Source organism: Cedecea neteri (genome assembly GCF_000757825.1).
Classification (GTDB): domain Bacteria; phylum Pseudomonadota; class Gammaproteobacteria; order Enterobacterales; family Enterobacteriaceae; genus Cedecea; species Cedecea selenatireducens.
Genome location: NZ_CP009451.1, coordinates 1,338,564 through 1,364,253 on the forward strand (window position 1 = coordinate 1,338,564; position 25,690 = coordinate 1,364,253).

General features: G+C 55.8%; 23 protein-coding genes. 11 read left to right on the plus strand and 12 right to left on the minus strand.

The features are described from left to right. Positions 1 to 213: 213 nt before the first annotated feature. From sdhB to sdhC, 4 genes are read right to left on the minus strand one after another with little or no spacing between them, the layout of a single operon-like run. Positions 214 to 930, minus strand: coding sequence for a succinate dehydrogenase iron-sulfur subunit SdhB (gene sdhB, locus JT31_RS06040; RefSeq protein WP_038474586.1), 717 nt, complete (start codon positions 928 to 930; stop codon positions 214 to 216). A gap of 15 nt (positions 931 to 945) precedes the next feature. Next, positions 946 to 2,712, minus strand: coding sequence for a succinate dehydrogenase flavoprotein subunit (gene sdhA / locus JT31_RS06045; RefSeq protein ID WP_038474589.1), 1,767 nt, complete (start codon positions 2,710 to 2,712; stop codon positions 946 to 948). Continuing rightward, the gene (gene sdhD, locus JT31_RS06050; RefSeq protein WP_038474592.1) at positions 2,712 to 3,059 is read right to left on the minus strand and encodes a succinate dehydrogenase membrane anchor subunit; all 348 of its coding nucleotides are present in this window, start codon (positions 3,057 to 3,059) and stop codon (positions 2,712 to 2,714) included. The genes sdhA and sdhD overlap by 1 nt, the downstream gene beginning before the upstream one ends. After that, positions 3,053 to 3,457: a succinate dehydrogenase cytochrome b556 subunit gene (sdhC, locus tag JT31_RS06055; protein WP_038474595.1), complete on the minus strand. Its 405-nt coding sequence runs from the start codon at positions 3,455 to 3,457 to the stop codon at positions 3,053 to 3,055. Before sdhC ends, sdhD begins: the two co-directional genes overlap by 7 nt. A 645-nt stretch (positions 3,458 to 4,102) precedes the next feature. On the opposite strand from sdhC, the gene JT31_RS06060 reads away from it, so the two are divergent. Continuing rightward, a complete protein-coding gene (locus JT31_RS06060; RefSeq protein ID WP_038474598.1) occupies positions 4,103 to 5,389 on the plus strand; it encodes a citrate synthase in 1,287 nt (428 codons plus the stop codon). Between the two features lie 45 nt (positions 5,390 to 5,434). Here JT31_RS06060 and nei read toward each other — a convergent pair whose 3' ends face one another. The 7 genes from nei to JT31_RS06095 form a co-directional block, all read right to left on the minus strand. Further along, positions 5,435 to 6,226: an endonuclease VIII gene (nei, locus tag JT31_RS06065; protein ID WP_038474601.1), complete on the minus strand. Its 792-nt coding sequence runs from the start codon at positions 6,224 to 6,226 to the stop codon at positions 5,435 to 5,437. A gap of 18 nt (positions 6,227 to 6,244) precedes the next feature. Continuing rightward, positions 6,245 to 7,177 (minus strand): 5-oxoprolinase subunit PxpC, encoded by a 933-nt coding sequence (gene pxpC / locus JT31_RS06070; protein WP_038474604.1) that lies wholly within the window; start codon positions 7,175 to 7,177, stop codon positions 6,245 to 6,247. After that, positions 7,171 to 7,827 (minus strand): 5-oxoprolinase subunit PxpB, encoded by a 657-nt coding sequence (gene pxpB / locus JT31_RS06075; RefSeq protein WP_038474607.1) that lies wholly within the window; start codon positions 7,825 to 7,827, stop codon positions 7,171 to 7,173. Before pxpB ends, pxpC begins: the two co-directional genes overlap by 7 nt. Before the next feature lie 13 nt (positions 7,828 to 7,840). Next, on the minus strand, positions 7,841 to 8,584 hold the full coding sequence (locus JT31_RS23685; RefSeq protein ID WP_038482839.1) for a type 2 GTP cyclohydrolase I: 744 nt from the start codon (positions 8,582 to 8,584) through the stop codon (positions 7,841 to 7,843). 15 nt (positions 8,585 to 8,599) lie between these two features. Further along, positions 8,600 to 10,009 carry a deoxyribodipyrimidine photo-lyase gene (gene phrB / locus JT31_RS06085; protein ID WP_038474610.1) on the minus strand — a complete coding sequence of 470 codons (1,410 nt, stop codon included), beginning with the start codon at positions 10,007 to 10,009 and terminating at the stop codon, positions 8,600 to 8,602. 12 nt (positions 10,010 to 10,021) lie between these two features. After that, positions 10,022 to 10,978, minus strand: a complete 957-nt coding sequence (locus JT31_RS06090; RefSeq protein ID WP_038474613.1) for a YbgA family protein — start codon at positions 10,976 to 10,978, stop codon at positions 10,022 to 10,024. Between the two features lie 90 nt (positions 10,979 to 11,068). After that, positions 11,069 to 11,275 carry a YbfA family protein gene (locus JT31_RS06095; protein WP_038474616.1) on the minus strand — a complete coding sequence of 69 codons (207 nt, stop codon included), beginning with the start codon at positions 11,273 to 11,275 and terminating at the stop codon, positions 11,069 to 11,071. Between the two features lie 312 nt (positions 11,276 to 11,587). On the opposite strand from JT31_RS06095, the gene kdpF reads away from it, so the two are divergent. The 10 genes from kdpF (at position 11,588) to potE (ending at position 23,989) form a co-directional block, all read left to right on the plus strand. Then, on the plus strand, positions 11,588 to 11,677 hold the full coding sequence (kdpF, locus tag JT31_RS23020; RefSeq protein ID WP_008456132.1) for a K(+)-transporting ATPase subunit F: 90 nt from the start codon (positions 11,588 to 11,590) through the stop codon (positions 11,675 to 11,677). After that, entirely contained in the window at positions 11,677 to 13,362 is a 1,686-nt protein-coding gene (gene kdpA / locus JT31_RS06105) for a potassium-transporting ATPase subunit KdpA (protein ID WP_038474619.1), read from the plus strand. Before kdpF ends, kdpA begins: the two co-directional genes overlap by 1 nt. Positions 13,363 to 13,375: 13 nt before the next feature. After that, entirely contained in the window at positions 13,376 to 15,424 is a 2,049-nt protein-coding gene (kdpB, locus tag JT31_RS06110) for a potassium-transporting ATPase subunit KdpB (RefSeq protein WP_038474622.1), read from the plus strand. Between the two features lie 12 nt (positions 15,425 to 15,436). Next, on the plus strand, positions 15,437 to 16,012 hold the full coding sequence (gene kdpC, locus JT31_RS06115) for a potassium-transporting ATPase subunit KdpC (RefSeq protein WP_038474626.1): 576 nt from the start codon (positions 15,437 to 15,439) through the stop codon (positions 16,010 to 16,012). A gap of 12 nt (positions 16,013 to 16,024) precedes the next feature. Continuing rightward, positions 16,025 to 18,712, plus strand: coding sequence for a two-component system sensor histidine kinase KdpD (gene kdpD, locus JT31_RS06120; protein ID WP_038474628.1), 2,688 nt, complete (start codon positions 16,025 to 16,027; stop codon positions 18,710 to 18,712). Beyond that, positions 18,709 to 19,386, plus strand: a complete 678-nt coding sequence (gene kdpE / locus JT31_RS06125; protein WP_038474631.1) for a two-component system response regulator KdpE — start codon at positions 18,709 to 18,711, stop codon at positions 19,384 to 19,386. Before kdpD ends, kdpE begins: the two co-directional genes overlap by 4 nt. A 36-nt stretch (positions 19,387 to 19,422) precedes the next feature. Then, positions 19,423 to 19,851, plus strand: a complete 429-nt coding sequence (locus JT31_RS06130) for an EamA family transporter (protein WP_038474634.1) — start codon at positions 19,423 to 19,425, stop codon at positions 19,849 to 19,851. 246 nt (positions 19,852 to 20,097) lie between these two features. After that, the gene (speFL, locus tag JT31_RS23690; RefSeq protein ID WP_144244031.1) at positions 20,098 to 20,202 is read left to right on the plus strand and encodes a leader peptide SpeFL; all 105 of its coding nucleotides are present in this window, start codon (positions 20,098 to 20,100) and stop codon (positions 20,200 to 20,202) included. A 275-nt stretch (positions 20,203 to 20,477) separates the two neighbouring features. Further along, a complete protein-coding gene (gene speF / locus JT31_RS06135) occupies positions 20,478 to 22,637 on the plus strand; it encodes an ornithine decarboxylase SpeF (RefSeq protein ID WP_038474637.1) in 2,160 nt (719 codons plus the stop codon). Positions 22,638 to 22,669: 32 nt separating this feature from the next. Beyond that, positions 22,670 to 23,989 carry a putrescine-ornithine antiporter gene (potE, locus tag JT31_RS06140; protein WP_038474640.1) on the plus strand — a complete coding sequence of 440 codons (1,320 nt, stop codon included), beginning with the start codon at positions 22,670 to 22,672 and terminating at the stop codon, positions 23,987 to 23,989. 43 nt (positions 23,990 to 24,032) lie between these two features. Here potE and pgm read toward each other — a convergent pair whose 3' ends face one another. Further along, entirely contained in the window at positions 24,033 to 25,676 is a 1,644-nt protein-coding gene (gene pgm / locus JT31_RS06145) for a phosphoglucomutase (alpha-D-glucose-1,6-bisphosphate-dependent) (RefSeq protein WP_038474643.1), read from the minus strand. Between the last annotated feature and the right edge of the window lie 14 nt (positions 25,677 to 25,690).

A 25,690-nucleotide genomic window follows, 5' to 3' on the forward strand; every position in this document is an offset into this window, starting at 1 on the left:
AACTATAACGCACACCGTAGGGTATACAGGTATACGTTCCAGGGTTCACTTTCTTCGAGCCTGTTGCCGTGGAGGGCGGCCCGCGAAGGAACCTTTAAAAACTGTCTCTATACAAGATTTGTAGGGCAGTTTTTAAAGATTTCCTGCAATCCGTTCCCTCTCCCCTGTGGGGAGAGGGTCAGGGCGAGGGGAACAGCACTCCCCTCTTATTACTTAAGCGCTTTTCTGCAACAGCATCGACTTGATATGGCCGATAGCTTTCGTCGGGTTCAGCCCCTTAGGACAAACACTGACGCAGTTCATAATGCTGTGACAGCGGAATACGCTGAAAGCATCGCTCAGGCCGTCCAGACGCGAGTCCGTTTCGGTGTCGCGGCTGTCGATCAGGAAACGATACGCCGCCAGCAGGCCGGCCGGGCCAATAAACTTGTCCGGGTTCCACCAGAACGATGGGCAGGAGGTCGAGCAGCAGGCGCAAAGAATACACTCGTACAGACCATCCAGTTTTTCACGCTGCTCCGGCGACTGTAAATGCTCGCGAGCGGGTGGATTTTGCCCATTATTCAACAAGTAAGGCTTAATCTTCTCATATTGAGTATAGAATTGCCCCATGTCCACCACCAAATCGCGGATCACCGGCAGGCCGGGCAGAGGACGGATGACTATCTTCTGTTTGCCGTTACCGAGCGCCGAGATTGGCGTGATACAGGCCAGGCCGTTTTTGCCGTTCATGTTCAGGCCGTCAGAGCCACAAACGCCCTCGCGGCAGGAACGACGGAATGACAGACTAGGATCTTTTTCTTTCAGCTGCATTAAAGCGTCAAGCAGCATCATGTCACGACCTTCTTCCGCTTCCAGGGTGTAATCCTGCATACGCGGCGCGTCGTCTACGTCCGGGTTATAACGATAAACTGAGAATTCGAGTTTCATTGTCCTGTCTCCGCATTAATAAGTACGAATCTTCGGCGGGAACGCCGGACGCAGTTTCGGTTCCATGTTGACGCTACGACGCGTCATGGACTCCGACTCTGGCAGATACAGGGAATGGCACAGCCAGTTTTCGTCATCACGATCCGGGAAGTCGAAGCGGCTATGCGCGCCACGGCTCTCGGTACGGAAGTTTGCCGACACCGCGGTGGCGTAGGCGGTTTCCATCAGGTTATCCAGCTCCAGACACTCAACGCGCTGGGTGTTGAACTCGCTGGAAGTGTCGTCCAGACGGGCATTTTTCAGACGCTCGCGGATCGCTTTCAGCTGCTCAAGACCTTTGGCCATGGCGTCACCTTCACGGAATACCGAGAAGTTGTGCTGCATACATTCCTGAAGCGCTTTACGGATTTCCACCGGATCTTCACCATTACGGTTGCCGTTCCAGCGGTTAAGGCGCTCAAGGGACGCGTCGATTTCGGCTTCGGTTGCGTCAAGCAGGTCGCCCTGCTCGGCAATGGATTCCTGCAGATGCAGGCCGACAGCACGACCGAACACCACCAGGTCAAGCAGGGAGTTACCGCCCAGACGGTTTGCACCGTGCACGGAAACACACGCAATTTCACCCACGGCGAACAGGCCAGGGATAACCACATCTTCACCCTGCTCGTTCACGGTCAGCGCCTGACCGGTCACTTTGGTCGGAATGCCGCCCATCATGTAGTGGCAGGTTGGGATAACAGGAATCGGCTCTTTCACCGGATCTACGTGGGCGAAGGTACGGGACAGTTCCAGGATACCCGGCAGGCGGGATTCCAGCACTTCTTTACCCAGGTGATCCAGTTTCAGCTTAGCGTGTGGCCCCCACGGGCCATCACAGCCACGGCCTTCGCGGATTTCGATCATGATGGAACGCGCCACCACGTCACGACCCGCCAGGTCTTTAGCATTCGGGGCATAACGCTCCATGAAGCGTTCGCCGTGTTTGTTCAGCAGGTAACCGCCTTCACCACGGCAGCCTTCTGTGACCAGAACCCCCGCCCCGGCGATACCGGTTGGGTGGAACTGCCACATCTCCATATCCTGCACCGGTACGCCAGCGCGGATAGCCATGCCTACGCCGTCACCGGTATTAATGTGGGCGTTGGTGGTGGACTGATAAATACGGCCTGCACCGCCGGTTGCCAGCACGGTCGCGCGGGCTTTGAAGTAAACCACTTCCCCGGTTTCGATGCACAGCGCGGTACAGCCCACAACGGCGCCGTCGGCGTTTTTAACCAGATCCAGCGCATACCACTCGGAGAAGATGGTGGTGTGGTTTTTCAGGTTCTGCTGATACAAGGTGTGCAGCAGCGCGTGGCCGGTACGGTCAGCCGCTGCGGCAGTACGTGCCGCCTGCTCGCCGCCGAAGTCTTTTGACTGGCCGCCGAACGGGCGTTGATAGATGGTGCCGTTTTCCAGACGGGAGAAAGGCAGGCCCATGTGGTCCAGCTCCAGAATCGCTTCCGGGCCGGTTTTACACATATATTCAATGGCGTCCTGGTCACCGATATAGTCGGAACCTTTTACCGTGTCGTACATGTGCCATTCCCAGTTATCTTCATGGGTATTACCGAGCGCAACGGTGATGCCACCCTGCGCGGATACGGTATGGGAACGGGTTGGGAACACTTTAGAAAGCAGCGCACAGGTCTGGCCGCTCTGGGAAATCTGTAGCGCTGCGCGCATACCTGCGCCACCAGCACCAATCACTACAGCATCAAATTCTCTGACTGGCAGTTTCATTACACACCCCACACCACAACGAATCCATAAATGACGTAAACCAACAGCGCGACAACAATCAGCAGCTGTAAAGGAAGGCGAATCGCCAGCGGTTTAACGTAGTCGGTCAACACCTGCCACATGCCAATCCAGGCATGGATCAAAATAGAGAACAGTGCCAGCAGGGTGAAAACTTTGGTGAAGGCAGAGGCAAAGAAGCCGTGCCAGACGTCATAGGTCAGCTCGCTGGTGAAAGCGAAGAAGCCAATCATGTAGATGATGTACAGGGTTAATACGATGGCGGTAGCGCGAACCAGCACATAATCGTGCACGCCATTGCGACCCAATGCGGAGGCATTGCTTACCATACGAGGACTCCTGCAAGAATTGAAAGCACGACGGTAATAACAAAGGAGATATGTGCGGATCGTTTGCCCGCTACAAGGGTCTCTTCCAGATAGCCAAAGTCCATCAGCAGATGGCGGACACCCACCACGACGTGATAGGCCAGAGCCGTCAGAATGCCCCACATTATAAATTTAACGATAAAGCTGCTCATCACGGCGGAAGCGGTGATAAAACCTTCCGGAGATGAGAGTGACAATCCCAGCAACCAAAGCAGAATGCCGACCGCCACAAATGTGATCACGCCGGAAACGCGGTGGAGGATGGAAGCGATTGCAGTGACGGGGAACCGGATCGTTTTCAGGTCCAGATTGACAGGTCGTTGTTTTTTCACGTTTCTTATCATGAATAGCGCCCACATGCTCTTCTTATTGTTTCCTTCCTCCGGATCTGCATTCGGGGTCAGACAGCGCTAACTTTCTATAACTGTGCGTCATGCAAAAAACAGCTACATCCAGAGGCCAGAGATCTGGCTACAACGCTGGGTGGCTCCCGGTAGCAGGGTGTTCCGGAGACCTGGCGGCAGTATAGGCTCTTCACAAAATCATTACAATTAACCCACATAATGTTTGAAGGGTTTTGCTCGGAACAGTGAGCAGGATCACGATAACAACATTATTTTAAATTTTAATCATCTGATTTGACAAAAGTTAAACATTCTTGTTACAAACAGGGCCCGAAAAGCCGTATAATTCGCAAAAGTTATAGGGTCAGCCTTTCACCTGAGTAATAGTTATGTAACAGTGGATGGGTATTGACCCGAGAGATCAGGACAGTTATTAGTGATATACAGGTTTGAATGATACTGATTGCTAAGACGCTGATTTGCTGTAGTTTCGCCCTCAAAGCGAGTGTTACCTGCAAGCGCCCATCGCTCTGTACCCTGGTTGTACTCCTCTAAACAGAGCCGCGAGCCAATTAAAAAACTGGTAACCAACCATTGTGGGTTCGAATGCAAATTGGACGCCTGGCAGTCTTATGAAATAAGGCGCTAAGGAGACCGTAAATGGCTGATACTAAAGCAAACCTCACCCTAAATGGTGACGATGCTCTCGAACTTGATGTGCTAAAGGGCACGCTAGGTCAGGATGTAATTGATATCCGTAGTCTTGGTTCTAAAGGTGTATTTACTTTTGACCCAGGTTTCACCTCTACCGCATCCTGCGAGTCCAAAATCACTTATATCGACGGTGACGAAGGCATTCTTTTGCACCGCGGCTTCCCGATTGACCAACTGGCTACCGAATCCAGCTACCTGGAAGTGTGCTACATCCTGCTGAACGGCGAAAAGCCGACGCAGGAACAGTTCGAAGAATTCAAAACCACCGTGACCCGCCACACCATGATTCATGAGCAGATTACCCGTCTGTTCCACGGCTTCCGTCGCGACTCGCATCCGATGGCCGTACTGTGCGGTGTAACCGGTGCTCTGGCGGCCTTCTACCACGACTCACTCGACGTGAATAACCCACGCCACCGTGAAATCGCGGCATTCCGCCTGCTCTCTAAAATGCCGACCGTAGCAGCTATGTGTTACAAGTATTCGATTGGTCAGCCTTTCGTTTACCCGCGCAACGACCTCTCCTACTCGGCTAACTTCCTGAACATGATGTTCTCCACGCCGTGCGAAGAGTACAAAGTTAACCCGATTCTGGAACGCGCAATGGACAGGATCCTGATCCTGCACGCTGACCACGAACAGAATGCTTCTACCTCCACCGTGCGTACCGCTGGCTCCTCCGGCGCTAACCCGTTTGCGTGTATCGCTGCGGGCATCGCTTCCCTGTGGGGACCGGCTCACGGCGGCGCCAACGAAGCTGCGCTGAAAATGCTGGAAGAGATCAGCACCGTGGAGCACATTCCGGAATTTATCCGTCGCGCCAAAGACAAAAATGACTCGTTCCGCCTGATGGGCTTCGGCCACCGCGTGTACAAAAACTACGACCCGCGTGCCACCGTGATGCGTGAAACCTGTCACGAAGTGCTGAAAGAGCTGAACCTGAAGGACAACAACCTGCTGGAAGTGGCGATGGAGCTGGAACACATCGCGCTGAACGACCCGTACTTCATCGAGAAGAAACTCTACCCGAACGTAGACTTCTACTCCGGCATCATCCTGAAGGCGATGGGCATTCCATCCTCCATGTTTACCGTTATCTTCGCGATGGCGCGTACCGTGGGCTGGATTGCACACTGGAACGAAATGCACGACGACGGCATCAAAATTGCCCGTCCACGTCAGCTGTATACCGGCTACGACAAACGTGATTTCAAATCAGATCTCAAAAAGTAATTTTTCCGCTTTCTGAGTAAAAAACGCGCCTTATGGCGCGTTTTTTTATTTCTGACAGACGGGGCACCAGTAAAACGGCCTCGAAGAGAGCATCGTTTTTTCAATTATCTCTCCGCAGCGCTCGCACGGTTCACCGGCCCGATGAAACACCCTGAAACTAAAGATTGCGCCGTGATGTTTATTTTCATCCACCTGCCCTCGCGTCTGATAAGAAAGACGAGGCACAGCCAGCAAAGCCCCGGCGAAACGCTCAACCTGCTCTTCGCTTAAATCCTCAGCGCGGTGCTGAGGCGCAAGCTCTGCCTCCCAAAGGATCTCCACCCGAAGATAGTTGCCCAGCCCGGCCAAAAACGCCTGATCTAACAGCAGGCCGCTGAACTGCCTGCGGCGAAACTTCGGCGATAACAAACGCTCTTTGACCTGCCCCACCGTCAGCGTCTCGTCCAGCACATCTGGCCCTACACGCTGCAGGAAAGGATGCTGCTCAAGCTGTTTCTGCTCCAGCATTTCAATGTCTGAGGCACTGTACAGCAAAATGGCTTTTTCGGCCGTTTGTAGCTTAACCCTTAAAACTCGCTTCGTTTCTGGCTGTTTATCAGCCTCAACCACCCGCCAGACGCCGTATAGTTGGTTATGACTGTACAACGTTAAGCCATTAGAAAAATGGGTCAGCATTGCCTTGCCGCGGGTTTCAATCCGCTCGATAGTCTTGCCCTTGAGCATAGCCTCGAACGGCTTTAGCTCTTCAAAAGCAAACCAGGCTTCGGTTAACGGCTCGCCGCCCACGGCGGCTTCAAGTTTGTCCGCCGCGCGGCGGATTTCCGGTCCTTCCGGCATACTCAACTCCCTGAAACGTTATTCTTCCTGCGTCAGTTGCCAGGCAATCTGCTCGAGATAAATGGCCTGCTCACGGCGCGCCTTTAGCGCCTCTTCCAGCGAACACGGCACAAAATGAATAGGCTCCCCTAGCCTGACCTGGGCCAGATGATAAAGATCGGCCTCGATAATGCAGGCAATGCGAGGGTAGCCGCCGGTTGTCTGCGCATCGTTCATCAGGACTATTGGCTGGCCGTTATGCGGCACCTGAATGACGCCGGGCAACAGACCGTGGGACAGCATTTCTCGCTGGGTAGTTCGCTCCAGCTCCGGCCCCTGTAGCCGATAGCCCATCCGGTTACTCTGCGGGCTGATTTTCCAGGCCAGCCGCCAGAGGCTCTCCTGCGCAGACTTGCTGAATTCCTGATATTCCGGTCCGGCCAGGGCGCGAATACGGTTGCCCCACAGCAGCTGTTTTACGCCCCGTGAACGCTGAAATTTGTGCTGAGATTTCCGTAAAGGAATCTGGTCGCCATCACGCAACAGGCGTCCGTCATGGCCGCCAATACCGGCTTTAAGGTCGGTGCTGTAAGAGCCCATTACCTCGGGGACATCTAAGCCCCCGTCAACGGCAAGGTAGCTACGCATGCCGTGCGAAGGTTTTTTTAACGTTAACCTTTGCCCTTTTTTTACCGCCAGCCGCCAGCCTGTCCACACGGCTTTGCCATCCAGATCCGCATGGCAACCTGCGCCAGTCAGCGCAAACCAGCCATCACGCCCAAACTCAATCACGCATTGCCCAAGAGTAAGCTCCAGCGCCGGTGTGTCGGGCGTATTCCCGACTAATAAATTGGCGACAGTAATCGCCGGAATATCCAGCGCACCGCAGCGGCTGACGCCAAGCTGGCGAAACCCTTCACGGCCGGTATCCTGCACGCTGGTCTGTAGACCGGCGCGAATAATTTTCAGCATATGCCTTCCTTCTGCGGCACAAAACGCACGCTGTCTCCGGGCAACAATAAAGTGGGTGATGCGTTGTCAGGATTAAACAAGCTGAGCGGAGTGCGGCCGATAATTTGCCAGCCGCCCGGCGTCGCCAGCGGATAAATGCCGGTTTGGCTACCGCCGATGCCTACCGAACCCGCAGCGACCTCAAGCCGTGGCTCGGCGCGCCGGGGCGTCGCGAGGATGTCAGGTAACCCGCCCAGATAGGCAAATCCTGGCTGGAAGCCAAGGAAATAGACGATGTATTCAGCACTGGAATGCAGGGCAACCACCTGGGCGGGAGTGAGATCGTTCTGGCGAGCTACTGCGTCAAGATCGGGCCCGGCTACACCGCCATAAACTACCGGGATCTCAATCCGGCGAGGCGTGGGTATTACCGCCTCACTTTCTTCCCACCAGCGCTGCAGCCACTCGATACCGTCCAGCGCCAGCCGCTGAGGATCTTTCAGCACAACGGTGATGTTATTCATGCCCGGAATGGCCTCGCTCACCTCATCAGAGGCATTCAGGCGATCCAACAGCCCCCAAATACGCTGCTGGCTGGCGAGCATGACGGGAGGCTCCAGTTCCAGAACCACCGCTTTTTCACCGAGTAAATAACAGCGAGCTCGTTGCACAGGCCCTCCAGAATCAGGCTGGGTTTGGGATATCGATAAAAATAACGTCGAGATCGGTTTCGCTGTTTAGCCAGTCGCTCAGCGCCTGGATACCGCCGCGTTCAGTGGCATGATGGCCAGCAGCGTAGAAGTGCAGCCCCTGCTCGCGAGCCGAATGAATCGTCTGCTCGGAAACCTCGCCGGTAATAAACGCATCCACGCCAAAACGTGCGGCGCTATCGATAAAGCCCTGTCCGCCGCCGGTACACCACGCCACGCGGCGAATCTGATCCGGGCCGGTATCGCCACACCACAGCGGCGTGCGGCCTAAACGCATTTCAATCCAGGAGGCAAGCTCAACGCCGGAAAGCGGCGTCGGGAATTCCCCCCACGGCACCAGCGGCTCAACTTCCCCTTTTGTTTCAATGCCCAGCAGCGCACCCAGCTGGGCGTTATTGCCCAACTGCGGATGGGCATCGAGCGGTAAATGCCAGCCGTAAAGATTGATATCGTTCGCCAGCAGCGTCTTAAGGCGATTACGCTTCATGCCGCGAATGACCGGTGATTCGTTTTTCCAGAAATAGCCATGGTGCACAATCACAGCGTCGGCCTGCTGACGCACGGCTTCATCCAGCAGCGCCTGGCTGGCGGTCACGCCGGTAACAATCTTGCGGATCTCTTCCCGGCCTTCAACCTGCAGGCCATTGGGGGCGTAATCGCTAATCGCCGCGCTGTTCAGCTTTTCATTAATCAGGCGTTCCAGTTCACTGTTTTTCATCATTATTCTCTTCAGTTATTTTCTTGCTGCCTCGTAGGCCGCAAGCGTATTCAGTCGGGCCTGCTTATGGTCAACAATCGGGCGCGGGTAGTCCAGCGTTTGCTTTTGTTTATCAGCCCAGGCCCATGGGGAATGGATTTGCTTGCCGGGAACCGCTTTCAGCTCCGGCAGCCACTGGCGGATAAAGTCGCCGTCCGCGTCGAAGCGTTCGCCCTGGGTTGTGGGGTTAAAAATACGAAAATAGGGCGCGGCGTCGGTACCGGTGGAAGCAGCCCACTGCCAGCCGCCGTTGTTAGCCGCCAGGTCGCCGTCAATCAGCTGAGACATAAAGTAGCGCTCGCCCTGCCGCCAGTCGATCAGCAAATCCTTTACCAGGAAACTCGCCACAACCATGCGTAAGCGGTTATGCATCCAGCCCGTTTGGTTGAGCTGGCGCATCGCCGCATCGACAATCGGGTAGCCGGTTTTACCCTGCTGCCAGGCTTCAAGCAGCGCATCATCCCCGCGCCAGCGAACCTTATCGGTCCAGGCGATAAACGGGCGATGACGGCAAAGCTTCGGGTAAGCGACCATCAGATGGCGGTAAAATTCGCGCCAGATAAGTTCGTTGAGCCAGGTCGCTCCGGCTTCACCCTCCAGCGCTTTAGGCTGCTCTTTTAACAGGCGATGCAGGCACTGGCGTGGAGACAAAACGCCGGTTGCCAGATAAGGCGACAGGCGGCTGGTCCCTTCTATAGCAGGGAAATCTCGCTGCTCCGGGTAGTCAGCAGCCGGCTGCTGGCAAAACTTACGTAGCATACCGATCGCCTCCTGCTCACCTACAGGGAAAATCTCGTGGTCAAATTTTTCAAGCGGCACATCGAACGCAAACTGTTCGTTGAATGGAACCTCTCCCCGAGTTTTCGGCGCCGGTACGCACTCCGGTAGTCCTTCCTGCAAACGCCGAATAAACGCCTTACTGAAAGGAGTAAACACTTTATACATCTCGTGGTTACCGGTCGTAACGCTGCCCGGCGCCAGCAGCAGGCTGTCATCAAAACCTTGCACGGTCACGTCGACATCAAGCGCTTTTTCTAAGGCGGCATCACGGGCACGCTCGTTGACTTCATACTGGTAGTTGTAAAAAAGCGCATCAACGTTTTGCTCAGTGCAAAACGCTTTTATGTAAGCAACCGATGCGGTGAAATCCGCGACCTGCCTGATATGAAGTTCAATCCCACGCCCGGCAAGCGCATGGCCCAATGCCTGCACATGCTGAAAGATGAATTCAGCCTGCTTCGGGGCCATCACATGCTGACGCCACTGCTCGGGCGTAACAACAAATACCCCGATGACTTTTGCATCGGGGTTGCGGCAGGCGGCGTGTAAGGCGTAGTTATCGTGAACACGAAGATCGTTGCGAAACCAGACCAGATGGGTGGTCATAACTCTCCTGATTTAGTTGCCGTACCGCAGGCGTAGCGCTTCGGGATACGGTTCAAAGTAGCGTTGTTGATCGAGATAACGGTCCGGGTATTCTGCCATATAGTGTTTCAGCAGGGTGATCGGCGCGAGTAAAGGCTGCGTGCCCTGGCGGTAGCGGGCAATGAGCTCAGACAGTTCCTGCCGCTGGCGCGGATTCAGCTGTCGACGGAAATAACCCTGCACATGCATCAAAACGTTGGTGTGGTTGCGGCGCGTGGCCTGATGCTGCATTAAGGCCATCAGGCGCTGGCGATACTCAACGAAGAACCCCTCCAGCGAAGCCCAATCCTCAATGGACGCCACAAAGCGCCCCAGCTCGCGGTATTCAGGCTGAGAATGAGCCAGCAGCAGAAGCTTATAGCGGCTGTGGAAGGCGATGAGTTTGCCCCGCGTTAATCCACTTTTGCGCAGCTGGTTCAGCTCAAACAGCGTGTAAATGCGCTCGACGAAATTCTCGCGGATAGCCGGATCGCATAGGCGCCCATCTTCTTCAACAGGCAGCCACGGAAGCTGACGCTGAAGCTCGGCGGTAAACACGCCGGTGCCGCTTTTACGGTTATTTTTACTCTCTTCGTCATAGACCCGGACTCGTTCCATCCCGCAGCTCGGCGATTTCGCACAAACAATGTAGCCGCAGAGGTGCTCAAGCCCGCTGACATGGCGTGAGGAAAACGCCTGCATCGTGGCGGTAAAGTCGCCTTCGCTTTGGTTACTTAAACGCAGGGCAAGCTCGCCATCGTTCAGCTTCACCAGCCTGAGCGCGGGGCGAGGCGTCGGCAGACCAATGGCCATTTCGGGGCAAACCGGTTCAAACCGCACCCAGGGTGCCAGCTCGTTAACGGCAAAGGCCAGCTTCTTGTGGCCGCCGTCAAAGCGGACATTCTCCCCCAGCAGGCAGGCGCTGATACCAATCGGAATAGTGTCGTTCATTGTCTGCTCCTCAGTTGTTAACTAAGTGTAGCAAGACGCGGGCAACAAAAAAGCTACCCGGAGGTAGCTTTCGTCAAATCGATTCAGCTTTTAGTAAAAATCGAAGGCGCCGGCTTCTGATTGCGCCATCCACACCGGCTTGTCGCTGGTTTTGGACCACACGCGATGCAGATAGCTGTAAAAGCGTGCGCGATCTTTCCAGAACAGCATCACCGGCAGCGCCAGCACGCCCGCCGCGACTGCAAATGCGCGACGCAGGATGACCTGATGCGCAGGGTATTCTTTATATAAAGACATAGGCTTCTCCTCATAATGTGTGACCGACACCGCATGTCGGAAAATCGAAACTTGTTATCTGGTCAAAATACTATCTCATTACGTGAAAGTTTACTACTCATCCGACCAGATAATTGTGCTTTTTTGTGCGCTATTTATCACTGCACGCGTAATTAAGTTACAAAATGGTTAAATAAATACTAACCATTAGTTAACCAATGGCTTTTCCATTTTTATACTTTTTTTACACCCCGCCCCCGGACTTTTACGACATCTTTTCACCCGAAATCCTATTCTGCCGCGAAATGCTTAACGCACCGTTGGAGGTGGATTGTGAGTGCAGGCGTCATAACCGGCATCGTGCTGGTCTTCTTGCTGTTGGGTTACCTGGTTTATGCCCTGATTAAAGCGGAGGCTTTTTAATGGCTGCGTCCGGATTTTTACTGATCGCCAGCTTCCTGCTGGTGCTCTTCGCCCTTGCGAAACCGCTGGGAGCGGTGCTTGCCCGCCTGATCGAAGGTGAACCTCTGCCTGTGGTCGGCCGCATAGAACCTCTTCTGTGGTCGCTGATTGGCAGTAAAGGCGAAGAGATGGGCTGGAAGCGCTACCTGATGGCGATTCTGTCATTTAACGTTTTCGGGCTGCTGTTTCTTTTCGCGATCCTGATGTTCCAGGGCAGCCTGCCGCTCAACCCTCAGCAGCTGCCGGGGCTTTCGTGGCATCTGGCGCTGAATACGGCAGTAAGCTTCGTGTCCAACACCGACTGGCAGTCCTACGGCGGTGAGACCACGCTGAGCTACTTCAGCCAGATGGTTGGCCTGACGGTGCAGAACTTCGTTTCAGCGGCGACCGGTATTGCGGTGGTGTTTGCGCTGATCCGCGGCTTCTCTCGCCATTCCGCCAGCACGCTGGGCAACGCGTGGGTCGATTTAACCCGCGTTACGTTCTATATCCTGCTGCCTGTCGCCCTGCTGATGGCGCTGTTCTTTATTAGCCAGGGCTCGCTGCAAAACTTTGCCGACTACCAGCCTTACACCACGATTGAAGGCGTTCAGCACGTGCTGCCGATGGGGCCTGTCGCCTCTCAGGAAGCCATTAAAATGCTGGGTACCAACGGCGGTGGCTTCTTTAACGCCAACTCGTCTCACCCGTTTGAGAACCCCACTGCGCTAACCAACTTCGTGCAAATGCTCTCCATCTTCCTGATCCCGGCAGCCCTTTGCTTCGCCTTTGGTGAAGCCGTAGGCGACCGCCGTCAGGGACGTGCTCTGCTCTGGGCAATGACCATTATCTTCGTGGTCTGCGTGGTGGTAGTGATGTGGGCCGAGCTGCAGGGTAACCCGCACTTCACCCAGTTGGGCGCAAACAGCAGCATCAATATGGAAGGGAAAGAGAGCCGCTTCGGCATTCTGAACAGCAGCCTGTTCGCGGTGATTACCACCGCCGCATCCTGCGGGGCAGTTAACGCGATGCATGACTCCTTTACCGCATTGGGCGGCATGGTGCCAATGTGGCTGATGCAGATTGGTGAAGTGGTGTTCGGCGGCGTGGGCGCGGGCCTGTACGGCATGCTGCTGTTCGTGCTGCTGGCGGTGTTCATCGCCGGGCTGATGATTGGCCGTACGCCAGAATATCTGGGTAAGAAAATCGACGTGCCGGAAATGAAGATGACTTCGCTGGCCATCCTTATCACGCCTGCCCTGGTACTGATCGGCACCGCGCTGGCGTTGATGACCGACGCAGGCCGCAGCGGGATAGCTAACCCAGGTATTCACGGGTTCAGCGAAGTGCTGTACGCCGTTTCTTCTGCCGCCAACAACAACGGCAGCGCCTTCGCAGGCTTGAGCACCAACACGCCGTTCTGGAACGTGCTGCTGGCCGTGTGCATGTGGTTTGGTCGCTTCGGGGTGATTATCCCGGTGATGGCGATTGCCGGTTCACTGGCCGCGAAAAAATCCCAGGCCGTCAGCATCGGTACGCTGCCTACTCACGGCCCGCTGTTTATCGGTTTACTGATTGGGACAGTGCTGCTGGTTGGCGCCCTGACCTTTATCCCCGCCCTCGCTTTAGGCCCGGTTGCGGAACACCTTTCTCTGGTTAATTTCTGATTACGAGGCTTCCATGAGTCGCAAGCAACAGGCGCTGTTTGAACCTGGTCTGATCCGTCAGGCGCTAATTGATTCTTTTAAAAAGCTCGCACCCCAGGTGCAGTGGCGCAACCCGGTGATGTTTATCGTCTGGGTAGGTAGCATCATCACTACCCTGCTCGGGATAGCGATGATCACCGGCCTGCAGCAGGGTGATGCCCTCTTTACGCTCGCCATCAGCCTGTGGCTGTGGTTTACCGTGCTGTTCGCCAACTTCGCGGAAGCGCTGGCAGAAGGCCGCAGCAAAGCCCAGGCCAACAGCCTGAAAGGGGTGAAAAAAACCAGTTGGGCGCGCAAACTGCGCAGCCCGCAGCACGATGCCCAGGTTGACCATGTTCCGGCAGCCGACCTGCGTAAAGGTGACGTCGTGCTGGTGGAAGCCGGGGATATCATCCCCTGCGATGGCGAGGTCCTTGAAGGTGGCGCATCGGTAGATGAAAGCGCCATCACCGGGGAATCGGCACCGGTTATTCGTGAGTCCGGCGGCGACTTTGCCTCGGTGACCGGCGGGACGCGCATTCTGTCCGACTGGCTGGTTATTCAGTGCAGCGTCAACCCGGGGGAAACCTTCCTCGACCGCATGATTGCCATGGTTGAAAGCGCCCAGCGTCGTAAAACGCCGAACGAAATCGCCCTGACTATTCTGCTGGTAGCGCTGACCATCGTGCTGCTGCTGGCGACCGCTACCCTGTGGCCGTTCTCAGCTTACGGCGGCCAGGCGGCAAGCGTGACCGTGCTGGTTGCCCTGCTGGTCTGCCTGATCCCAACCACCATCGGCGGCCTGCTTTCCGCCATCGGCGTTGCCGGGATGAGCCGCATGCTGGGCGCGAACGTTATCGCCACCAGCGGCCGTGCGGTAGAAGCTGCCGGGGATATCGACGTCCTGCTGCTGGACAAAACCGGGACCATTACGCTCGGGAACCGCCAGGCTTCTGCCTTCCTGCCTGCGCCTGGCGTGGATGAAAAAGAGCTGGCCGACGCGGCTCAACTGGCCTCGCTGGCGGATGAAACCCCGGAAGGCCGCAGCATCGTGGTACTGGCAAAACAGCGCTTTAACGTGCGCGAACGCGACGTGCAAAGCCTGCAGGCGACGTTCGTGCCGTTTACCGCCCAAACCCGCATGAGCGGCATCAACATTCAGGACCGCATGATCCGTAAAGGTTCCGTGGACGCCATCCGTCGCCATGTGGAGGTGAACAACGGCCACTTCCCGGCGCAGGTCGACACGCTGGTTGAAGGCGTAGCTCGTCAGGGCGGCACGCCGCTGGTGGTTGCCGAAGGGGCCAACGTGCTGGGCGTGATTGCGCTGAAAGACATCGTTAAAGGCGGCATTAAAGAGCGTTTCGCGCAGCTGCGCCAGATGGGCATCAAAACGGTAATGATCACCGGGGATAACCGCCTGACCGCCGCTGCCATTGCCGCCGAAGCCGGGGTAGATGACTTCCTCTCAGAAGCCACGCCGGAAGCCAAACTGGCGCTGATTCGTCAGTATCAGGCCGAAGGCCGACTGGTCGCCATGACCGGCGACGGTACCAACGATGCCCCGGCGCTGGCACAGGCAGACGTTGCGGTAGCGATGAACTCCGGGACTCAGGCGGCGAAAGAGGCCGGCAACATGGTGGACCTGGACTCTAACCCGACCAAGCTGATTGAAGTGGTGCACATCGGGAAGCAAATGCTGATGACGCGCGGGTCGCTGACCACCTTCAGTATCGCCAACGACGTGGCGAAATACTTCGCCATTATCCCGGCGGCGTTTGCGGTGACCTATCCGCAGCTTAACGCGCTGAACGTGATGCACCTGCACTCCCCTGCTTCGGCCATTCTGAGTGCGGTCATTTTTAACGCGCTGATCATCATCTGCCTGATCCCGCTGGCCCTGAAAGGCATCAGCTATAAGCCGCTGAGCGCCGCGGCAATGCTGCGCCGCAACCTGTGGATTTATGGTCTGGGCGGTATCGTCGTGCCGTTTATTGGTATCAAAGTGATTGACGTGATCCTGACCGTGCTCGGTCTGGTCTAAGAGGAAAAGAACATGGCTACGTTACGCCCCGCTTTATTACTGCTGATTATCCTGACGCTGATTACCGGCGGGGTTTACCCCCTCGTCGCCACGCTGCTGGGGCAGTGGTGGTTCCCGGCCCAGGCCAACGGCTCATTGATCGTTGAAGACGGTAAAGTTCGTGGTTCAGAGCTGATTGGCCAAGACTTTACTAACGCAAAATATTTCCAGGGGCGCCCTTCTGCCACCTCGGATAGCCCCTATAATCCAATGGCATCCGGCGGCAGCAACCTTGCGGCCAGCAACCCGGAGCTGGACAAAGAGGTTAAGGCTCGCATTAGCACGCTGCGTGCGGCTAACCCGGACGCTAATCCGGCGGTCCCGGTTGACCTGGTAACCACGTCGGCCAGCGGCCTGGACGGGCAGCTTTCTCCCGAGGCTACCGCGTGGCAAATCCCACGGGTGGCTAAAGCCAGAAATCTTCCGGTTGAGCAGGTCGCTCGCCTGGTGGCTGAAAACACCACGACGCCGCTGGTGAATTTTATCGGCATGCCGGTAGTGAACATCGTTAAGCTGAACCTGGCGCTGGACCATCTCCAGGCGAAGTAAAAAGGACGCGTTATGACCGAGGAGCCGCTGCGCCCCAACCCCGATAAGCTGCTGGAGAAAGTAAACCGCCAGCCGCGTGGGAAACTGAAAATCTTCTTCGGCGCCTGCGCAGGCGTCGGGAAAACCTACGCAATGCTTCAGGAGGCGCAGCGCCTGCGAGCGCAGGGCCTCGATGTGCTGGTGGGCGTGGTGGAAACCCACGGCCGCCAGGAAACCGCCGAACTATTAAAGGGGCTGACGATTCAGCCCCCTCGTCGTATTCATCACCGGGGGCGCCTGGTTCAGGAGTTTGACCTGGACGCCGCCCTCGCCCGCAATCCGGCTCTGATTCTGATGGACGAACTGGCGCACAGCAACGCGCCAGGGTCGCGCCATCCCAAACGCTGGCAGGATGTTGAAGAGCTGCTCGAAGCCGGCATCGACGTTCTGACCTCAGTCAACGTTCAGCACCTCGAAAGCCTGAATGACGTGGTGGGCGGCGTAACCGGGATTCAGGTACGCGAAACCGTCCCCGATCCTATTTTTGACGCGGCCGACGAAGTTGTGCTGGTTGACCTGCCGCCGGACGATTTGCGCCAGCGCCTGCACGAAGGCAAAGTTTATATCTCCGGTCAGGCCGAACGCGCCATCGAACATTTCTTCCGTAAAGGCAACCTGATCGCCCTGCGCGAGCTGGCACTGCGACGTACGGCGGACCGCGTAGACGATCAGATGCGTGCCTGGCGGGATAATCAGGGGCAGGAAAAAGTCTGGCACACGCGTGACGCCATCCTGCTGTGCATCGGCCACAGCAACGGCAATGAAAAGCTGGTTCGCACCGCCGCACGCCTGGCCGCCAAGCTCGGCAGCGTCTGGCATGCCGTTTACGTTGAAACGCCGCAGCTTCATCGCCTGCCCGAACACCAGCGCCGCACCATTCTCAGCGCGTTGCGGCTGGCTCAGGAGCTGGGCGCAGAAACCGCCACGCTAGCCGATCCAAATGAAGAGAAAGCGGTACTGCGCTATGCCCGCGAGCACAACCTCGGCAAAATCATTATTGGCCGCCACACAACGCGCCGCTGGTGGCACCGCACCTCTTTTGCCGATCGCTTAGCCAGACGCGCCCCGGACCTCGATCTGGTGATTGTCGCGCTGGATGAAAAACCTCTCCCCTCCCCGACCAGAGCGCCGGACACCAGGGCCTTAAGCGAGAAGTGGCGTATTCAGCTGCGCGGCTGCGCCGTGGCGGTGGTGCTTTGCGCGTTCATCACGTTTATCGCCAATCAGTGGCTGGTTGCCTTTGATGCCGCCAACCTGGTGATGATCTACCTGCTGGGCGTGGTTATCGTGGCGCTGTTTTATGGCCGCTGGCCGTCGGTGCTGGCGACAATAGTCAACGTTATCAGCTTTGACCTGTTCTTTATTGCTCCGCGAGGCACGCTCGCCGTCTCGGATGTGCAGTACCTGCTAACCTTCGGCGTGATGCTCACCGTGGGGCTGGTGATCGGCAATCTGACCGCTGGCGTGCGCTACCAGGCGCGGATCGCCCGCTATCGTGAGCAGCGCACACGCCACCTGTATGAGATGTCTAAAGCGCTGGCCGATGACCGAACGCCGCAGGACGTCGCCGCCACCAGCGTGCAGTTCATCAATAATACTTTCCAGGCCCGCAGCCTGCTGCTGCTGCCGGATGAACACGGGAAGCTCAGCCGCATCGCTGCCGAAGGTGAACCCGCTCAGTTGGATGAGGCTATTGCCCGCTGGAGCTTTGATAAGGGACAACCTGCCGGGGCTGGAACCGATACGCTACCGGGCGTGCCCTACAGAATTCTGCCGCTCAGCACCACGGAAAGAACGCTGGGCCTGCTGGTCGTCGAGCCGGAAAACCTGCGCCAGCTGATGATCCCCGAGCAGCAGCGCCTGCTGGAAACCTTTACCCTGCTGGTAGCCACCGCGCTGGACAGGCTGCTGCTCACGGCCAGCGAAGAACAGGCGAGACTTTCCAGCGAGCGCGAGCAAATTCGTAACTCGCTGCTGGCGGCACTTTCGCACGACCTGCGTACGCCGCTCACCGTCCTGTTCGGCCAGGCAGAAATCCTGACGCTGGATCTCGCCAGCGAAGGCTCAAAACATGCCCCGCAGGCCAACGAGATCCGCCAGCACGTGCTAAATACTACCCGGCTGGTGAATAACCTGCTGGATATGGCCCGCATTCAGTCCGGCGGCTTTAACCTGCGTAAAGAGTGGCTGACGCTGGAAGAAGTGGTTGGCAGCGCGCTGAAAATGCTTGAGCCGGGCCTCGGCGGTCGCCATATTGCCCTCACTCTGCCCGACCCGCTGATGCTCATTGAAGTCGACGGCCCGCTGTTTGAGCGCGTGCTGATCAACCTGCTGGAAAACGCGGTGAAATATGCCGGCTATAAAGCCGACATTGGCATTAAAGCCAGCGCCACGGCGGACAGGCTGGATCTGGAAGTCTGGGACAGCGGCCCGGGGGTTCCGGCTGGTAAAGAGCTGCTGATCTTTGATAAATTTGCCCGCGGTAACAAAGAGTCAGCGATTCCAGGCGTTGGGCTTGGGCTGGCTATCTGCCGGGCGATTGTTGAAGTTCACGGCGGCACAATTTATGCGCTCAACCGCCCGGAAGGCGGTACCAGCTTCCACGTTGTGCTACCTTTATCGCCTCCCCCCGAACTCCCTGAAATGATTGAGGCGCTGTGACAACGGTTCTGATAATTGAGGATGAAAAAGAGATCCGCCGCTTTCTGCGCACCGCGCTGGAAGATGAATCGTTGCGCGTGTTTGATGCCGAAACGCTGCAGCGCGGCCTGATTGAAGCCGCCACCCGCAAGCCGGATCTGGTGATTCTGGATCTCGGCCTGCCGGACGGCGACGGTATCGATTTTATTCGTGACTTCCGCCAGTGGAGCCAGACGCCAATCATCGTGCTGTCAGCCCGAAGCGACGAACAGGCAAAAATTGCCGCGCTGGATGCCGGTGCGGACGATTTTCTCAGCAAGCCCTTTGGCATTGGCGAACTGCAGGCCAGGCTACGGGTTGCCCTGCGCCGCCACGCCAGCATGGTTCAGCCCGATCCTGTTTATCAATTCTCTGCCATTACGGTCGATCTCTCTTCGCGCCGCATCACCCGCGGTGAAGAGGAAATTCACCTTACCCCGATAGAATTCCGCCTGCTCGCAACCCTGCTGAATAACCACGGAAAAGTGCTGACTCAACGCCAGCTCCTCAACCAGGTTTGGGGCCCCAATGCCGTGGAGCACAGCCACTATCTGCGCATTTATATGGGCCATCTGCGCCAGAAGCTGGAAAGCGACCCTGCCCGCCCTCGCCACCTGCTAACCGAAACCGGCATCGGCTACCGCTTTATGCTGTGAAAGAGTAACCTCTTGTCCGTTCAAGAGGAGCCTTTTATGAGCGCATGGTTAATGTATGCCCTGCTATCTGCCGCCACGGCGGCGCTGGTAGCTATTTTTGGTAAGGTTGGTTTGCAGCATCTGGATGCCAATACCGCTACGGCCGTTCGCGCCGTAGTCATGGCGCTATTCCTGGTCGGTGTGGTGGTGGTTCAGGGTAAGATGAACCTGGTCAGTACGGTGTTTGCCGACAAAAAAGCGCTGCTGTTTATTCTGCTGAGCGGCGTGGCCGGAGCCCTTTCGTGGCTGTTTTACTTTATGGCGATTAAAAACGGCGAAGTCTCTAAGGTTGCGCCGATAGACAAGCTAAGCGTGGTATTTGCCGTGATCCTGGCGGTGATTTTTTTCGGCGAGAAAGTTTCGCTGATTGCCGGTATCGGCGTGGCGCTGATCGCCTGCGGCGGTTTGATGGTTGCTCTGGGCTAAACTCTTCCTTCGGGCGCCTCAGGGCGCCTCCCACCTAACCTATTGAAATCAGATCATTTAACTACAAACAACAACACATAATAAACAATTCCACTACCATTAGATCTTTATGCAAACCTATTCACTACTTTATGCATAACCCATGAATTTTTATTTCTGTTTCACCTTTTATTTGTTGATAAAGCTCACAGTAAAAGGCTTTTCGCCAGATAAAATGGCACTACCTTTACATAAAAGGATAATCAAATGGAAAACAACAATCGGGTTATGCCTCATATCAGGCGCACAACGCATATTATGATGGTTTCCCACCGCAGCTGTTTTGACTTCCACTTCTTTGACGCTCTCTAACCTTTCAGACAGCAGACACTGAATTAGCCTTGTTATCTCCGTTACCTGATTCATTTTGGGTGGCCAGTAACCTGCGTCTAATTTCGTCGGCAACAAAATAAAATCTTTTTATTCGCGGCTGCTGGGCCGTCGGGATTTTATTATTCAAAAAAATGACCTGGCCCACTGACCATTATTATTGAGTCAGCGGCACGCTATTGTCATTTTCCAGCCACCCACAATTGCTGAGCGATTAGCAATTGCAGGACAACTTTATCTGAAATAAAGGTTATATTATGCAATCTTTAAAAATCGCGCTTAATCGTAATTGCCCTGACTGCTTTACTACCGAAAGAGAAATCGTCAATTTATTGTCCACTGATTTCATCGACGTGGCCGCCGCCGTGCTGTCGGTGCCCGACTTGTACAGCGGCATCATGGAGCAGATAGAGCAGACCGGCTTTGGCCTGCCGGTGTTTGTGGCGATTAACGAGAGTGAAATGATCCCGGAGGAATATTACTCCCGCATCACCGGCATTTTCGAACCCAGTGAAACCAAGTCTGAATATTATGGCCGCCAGCTGGAAGCCGCGGCAGAAAAATATGAAAATGGTTTACGCCCGCCATTTTTCGACGCCATGGTTAATTATGTCGAACAAGGAAACAGTGCTTTTGATTGCCCGGGACACCAGGGCGGCCAATTTTTCCGCCGTCACCCTACCGGTAATCAGTTCGTTAATTTCTTTGGCGAAACGCTGTTCCGTTCTGACTTATGTAATGCCGATGTTTCAATGGGCGATCTCCTTATTCACGAAGGTGCACCAAGTACTGCGCAACAGCACGCAGCTAAAGTTTTTAATGCCGACAAAACTTATTTCGTACTTAACGGAACCTCATCATCCAATAAAGTCGTATTAAATGCGTTGTTAACGCCGGGAGATTTAGTTTTATTCGATCGTAATAACCATAAATCGAATCACCATGGCGCATTAATTCAGGCCGGAGCGACGCCGGTTTATCTGGAAACTGCCCGCAATCCGTATGGCTTTATCGGCGGCATTGACGCGCACTGCTTTGAAGAGCGTTACCTGCGTGAGCAAATCGAAGCGGTAGCGCCAAACCGCGCCCGCGAACAACGCCCCTTCCGCCTGGCGGTTATCCAGCTCGGCACCTATGACGGCACGGTGTATAACGCGCGCCAGGTGGTTGATAAAATCGGGCATCTTTGCGACTACATCCTGTTTGACTCGGCCTGGGTGGGCTATGAACAGTTTATTCCGATGATGGAAGCCTGTTCGCCGCTGCTGCTCGAGCTGGATGAAAACGATCCGGGAATTTTGGTTACGCAGTCGGTGCATAAGCAGCAGGCTGGCTTCTCACAAACCTCCCAGATCCACAAAAAAGATAGCCATATCAAAGGACAGGCGCGCTACGTTAACCATAAACGCATGAATAACGCTTTTATGATGCACGCTTCAACCAGCCCGTTTTATCCTCTGTTTGCCGCGCTGGACGTCAACGCCAGAATGCACGAAGGCGAAAGTGGCAAACGTATGTGGATGAACTGCGTGGAAACCGGAATCGATACACGCAAACTGCTGCTGAAAAGCTGTAAACACCTGCGCCCGTTTGTACCGGTGCTGGTAGACGGTAAACCGTGGGAATCGTTCGAAACCGAGGAAATTGCCAACGATCTGCGTTTCTTCCACTTCGTACCCGGCGAGCGCTGGCATGCCTTCGAAGGCTACGCCGAACATCAATATTTTGTCGACCCCTGCAAGCTGCTTCTCACGACGCCGGGCATTAATGCAACCACCGGCAAATACGAAGCCTTTGGCGTGCCCGCTACCATCCTCGCTAATTACCTGCGTGAAAACAGCATCGTGCCTGAGAAATGCGATCTGAATTCGATCCTGTTCCTGCTCACCCCGGCTGAAGACATGGCAAAAATGCAGCATCTGGTCGCCCACCTGGTGCGCTTTGAGCATTTGCTGGAAACCGATGCCCCGCTCGCCGAAGTTCTCCCTTCTTTATACCACCAGTATCAGGAACGCTACGAAGGCTACACCCTGCGCCAGCTATGCCAGGAAATGCACGATCTTTACGCCAGCCTCGACGTGAAACAGCTGCAAAAAGAGATGTTCCGCCACGACCATTTCCCACGCGTTGCGATGAATCCTCAGCAGGCAAACCTTGCGTTTGTTCGCGGCGAAGTTGAGCTGGTGCCGCTCAGCGAGGTGGAAGGCCGTATTGCTGCAGAAGGCGCCTTGCCTTACCCACCGGGAGTGCTGTGCGTAGTGCCGGGAGAAATTTGGGGGGGGTCCGTACAGCACTATTTCCAGGCGCTGGAGGACGGCATTAACCAGCTTCCCGGCTTCGCGCCGGAATTGCAGGGCGTGTACATCGAAGAGTGCGACGGACGTAAACGCGTCTGGAGCTATGTGCTGAAACGCTAATTTCCCACCACTTTCACGTTGAGACTTTGATTATGGCAACGCAAAAAAGCAACAAGATGGGCGTGGTGCAGCTGACTATCCTCACCACGGTGAACATGATGGGCTCGGGCATTATTATGCTGCCCACCAAGCTGGCAGAAGTCGGGACTATCTCGATTATCTCCTGGCTGGTTACCGCCGTCGGCTCGATGGCGCTGGCCTACGCCTTTGCCAAATGCGGGATGTTCAGCCGCAAATCCGGCGGTATGGGAGGGTATGCCGAATACGCTTTCGGCAAATCCGGCAACTTTATGGCCAACTACACCTACGGGGTATCGCTGCTGATTGCGAACGTTGCGATTGCTATTTCGGCTGTGGGCTACGGCAGCGAACTGTTCGGCGCGATACTGTCGCCGGTGCAAATTGCTGTCGCCACTATCTGCGTACTGTGGATTTGTACCGTCGCCAACTTCGGCGGAGCGCGCATAACCGGGCAGTTGAGCAGCATTACCGTCTGGGGCGTGATAATCCCGGTGCTTGGACTGTCGATAATCGGCTGGTTCTGGTTCAGCCCTTCCCTGTATGCCGAATCGTGGAACCCGCACCATGTTCCGTTCTTTGAGGCCGTTGGTTCTTCTATCGCGATGACGCTGTGGGCCTTCCTTGGGCTGGAGTCCGCCTGCGCCAATACCGATGTAGTGGAAAACCCGGAGCGCAACGTGCCAATTGCCGTGATGGGCGGCACGCTGGGCGCGGCGGTGATTTATATTATCTCAACCAACGTAATAGCAGGGATTGTACCCAACGTCGATATCGCCAACTCTACGGCACCGTTTGGCGTGGCTTTTGCCCAGATGTTTAATCCGACGGTCGGCAAGGTGATCATGGGTCTGATGGTGATGTCGTGCTGCGGCTCGCTGCTCGGCTGGCAGTTCACCATCGCGCAGGTGTTTAAATCATCCGCCGATGAAGGCTACTTTCCGAAAATCTTCTCCCGCTTGTCAAAGGCTGACGCCCCGGTCAAAGGCATGCTGATCATCGTTATTTTCCAGAGTTTGCTGTCGCTGATGACCATCAGCCCTTCGCTGAACAAACAGTTCAACGTGCTGGTTAACCTGGCGGTGGTCACCAACATCATCCCTTATATTCTGTCGATGGCGGCGCTGGTGATTATTCAGAAACTAGCGAAGGTAGAGGCAGGTAAAGCGAGGATGGCGAACATAATTGCCCTTATTGGCGCGATTTACAGCTTCTACGCGCTGTACTCTTCCGGGGAGGAGGCAATGCTCTATGGTGCGATGGTGACGTTTTTAGGCTGGACGTTGTATGGCCTGGTGTCACCGCGTTTTGAATTAACCGACAGGCACATCTGATAAAAAAGGGAGCGGTAATTCGCTCCCTTTCTTCACAGTACTTTTACTTCGCGTTCTTCAGCACTTCGCTGACAATCTCTACCGCTTCTTTCTCAATCTGCTCGCGGTGCTCTGCGCCCAGGAAGCTTTCACAGTAAATTTTGTAGGCGTCTTCGGTGCCGGACGGACGAGCGGCGAACCAGCCGTTCCCGGTCATCACCTTCAGACCACCGATGGAAGCGCCGTTGCCCGGTGCTGCCGTAAGGCGGGCGGTGATCGGGTCACCTGCCAGCGTGTCTGCACTGACCATTTCTGGCGACAGCTTAGACAGCGCGGCTTTCTGTGCGGAGGTCGCCGGAGCCTGAATACGGTTGTAGCTTGGTGCGCCAAAGCGTGCCGCCAGCTCGTCGTAATGCTGCTGCGGGTTTTTGCCCGTTACGGCGGTGATTTCTGCCGCCAACAGGCACATGATGATGCCGTCTTTGTCGGTCGACCATGGCGTGCCGTTAAAACGCAGGAACGATGCCCCGGCGCTTTCTTCACCACCGAAGCCGAAGCTGCCGTCGAACAGGCCGTCGACGAACCACTTAAAGCCAACCGGGACTTCCACCAGCTTGCGGCCCAGGTCTTCCACCACGCGGTCGATCATCGCGGAAGAAACCAGGGTTTTGCCTACCGCTACATCTTTGCCCCACTGCGGACGATGCTGGAACAGGTAGTTAATAGCCACGGCCAGATAATGGTTAGGGTTCATCAGGCCAGCAGGCGTAACGATACCGTGGCGGTCATAATCCGGGTCATTAGCAAACGCCAGATCGAATTTGTCGCGCAGCGCCAGCAGGCCCGCCATCGCACATTCGGAGGAGCAGTCCATGCGGATTGCGCCGTCTTTATCGAGATGCATAAAGCGGAAAGTCTGATCGACCTGATCGTTAACGATGGTCAAATCCAGGTTGTAGTGCTTCGCGATACGGTGCCAGTATTCGATCCCGGAGCCGCCGAGTGGGTCAACGCCCAGCTTCAGGCCTGCTTTTTGAATCGCGGCCATGTCGACGATATCCACCAGGCCTTCGATGAACGGCTGAACCAGATCCTGCTCCTGAACGTGGCCACTTTCCCAGGCTTTATCCAGAGAGATACGCTTCACGCCTTTCAGGCCGTCGGCCAGCAGCGCGTTAGCGCGATCTTCAACGACTTTGGTGACGTTGGTATCAGCCGGGCCACCGTTTGGCGGGTTGTACTTAATACCGCCGTCGTCCGGTGGGTTGTGGGATGGCGTGATAACAATCCCGTCCGCCTGAGCGCCGCCCTTTTGGTTATGCACCAGAATGGCGTTAGAAACCGCCGGCGTTGGGGTGTAGCCGTTATCCTGCTGCACAATAACGTCCACGCCGTTGGCAGCCAGCACTTCCAGCACGGAGATAAACGCAGGTTCGGACAGTGCGTGGGTATCTTTGCCCACATAGCACGGACCGGTGATCCCATTCTTCGCACGCTCTTCAGCAATAGCTTGCGCAATCGCCAGAATATGAGGTTCGTTAAAGCTATGACGCGCCGCACTGCCGCGGTGGCCGGAAGTCCCGAATTTCACCGCGTGTTCACTATTACCCACCACAGGCTTCAGCACGTAATACTGCGCCGTAAGCTGGGCTACGTTAATCAAATCGCTCTGTTGTGCAGGCTGGCCCGCACGATCGTGGTTAGCCATTGGCTCTTCCTTAC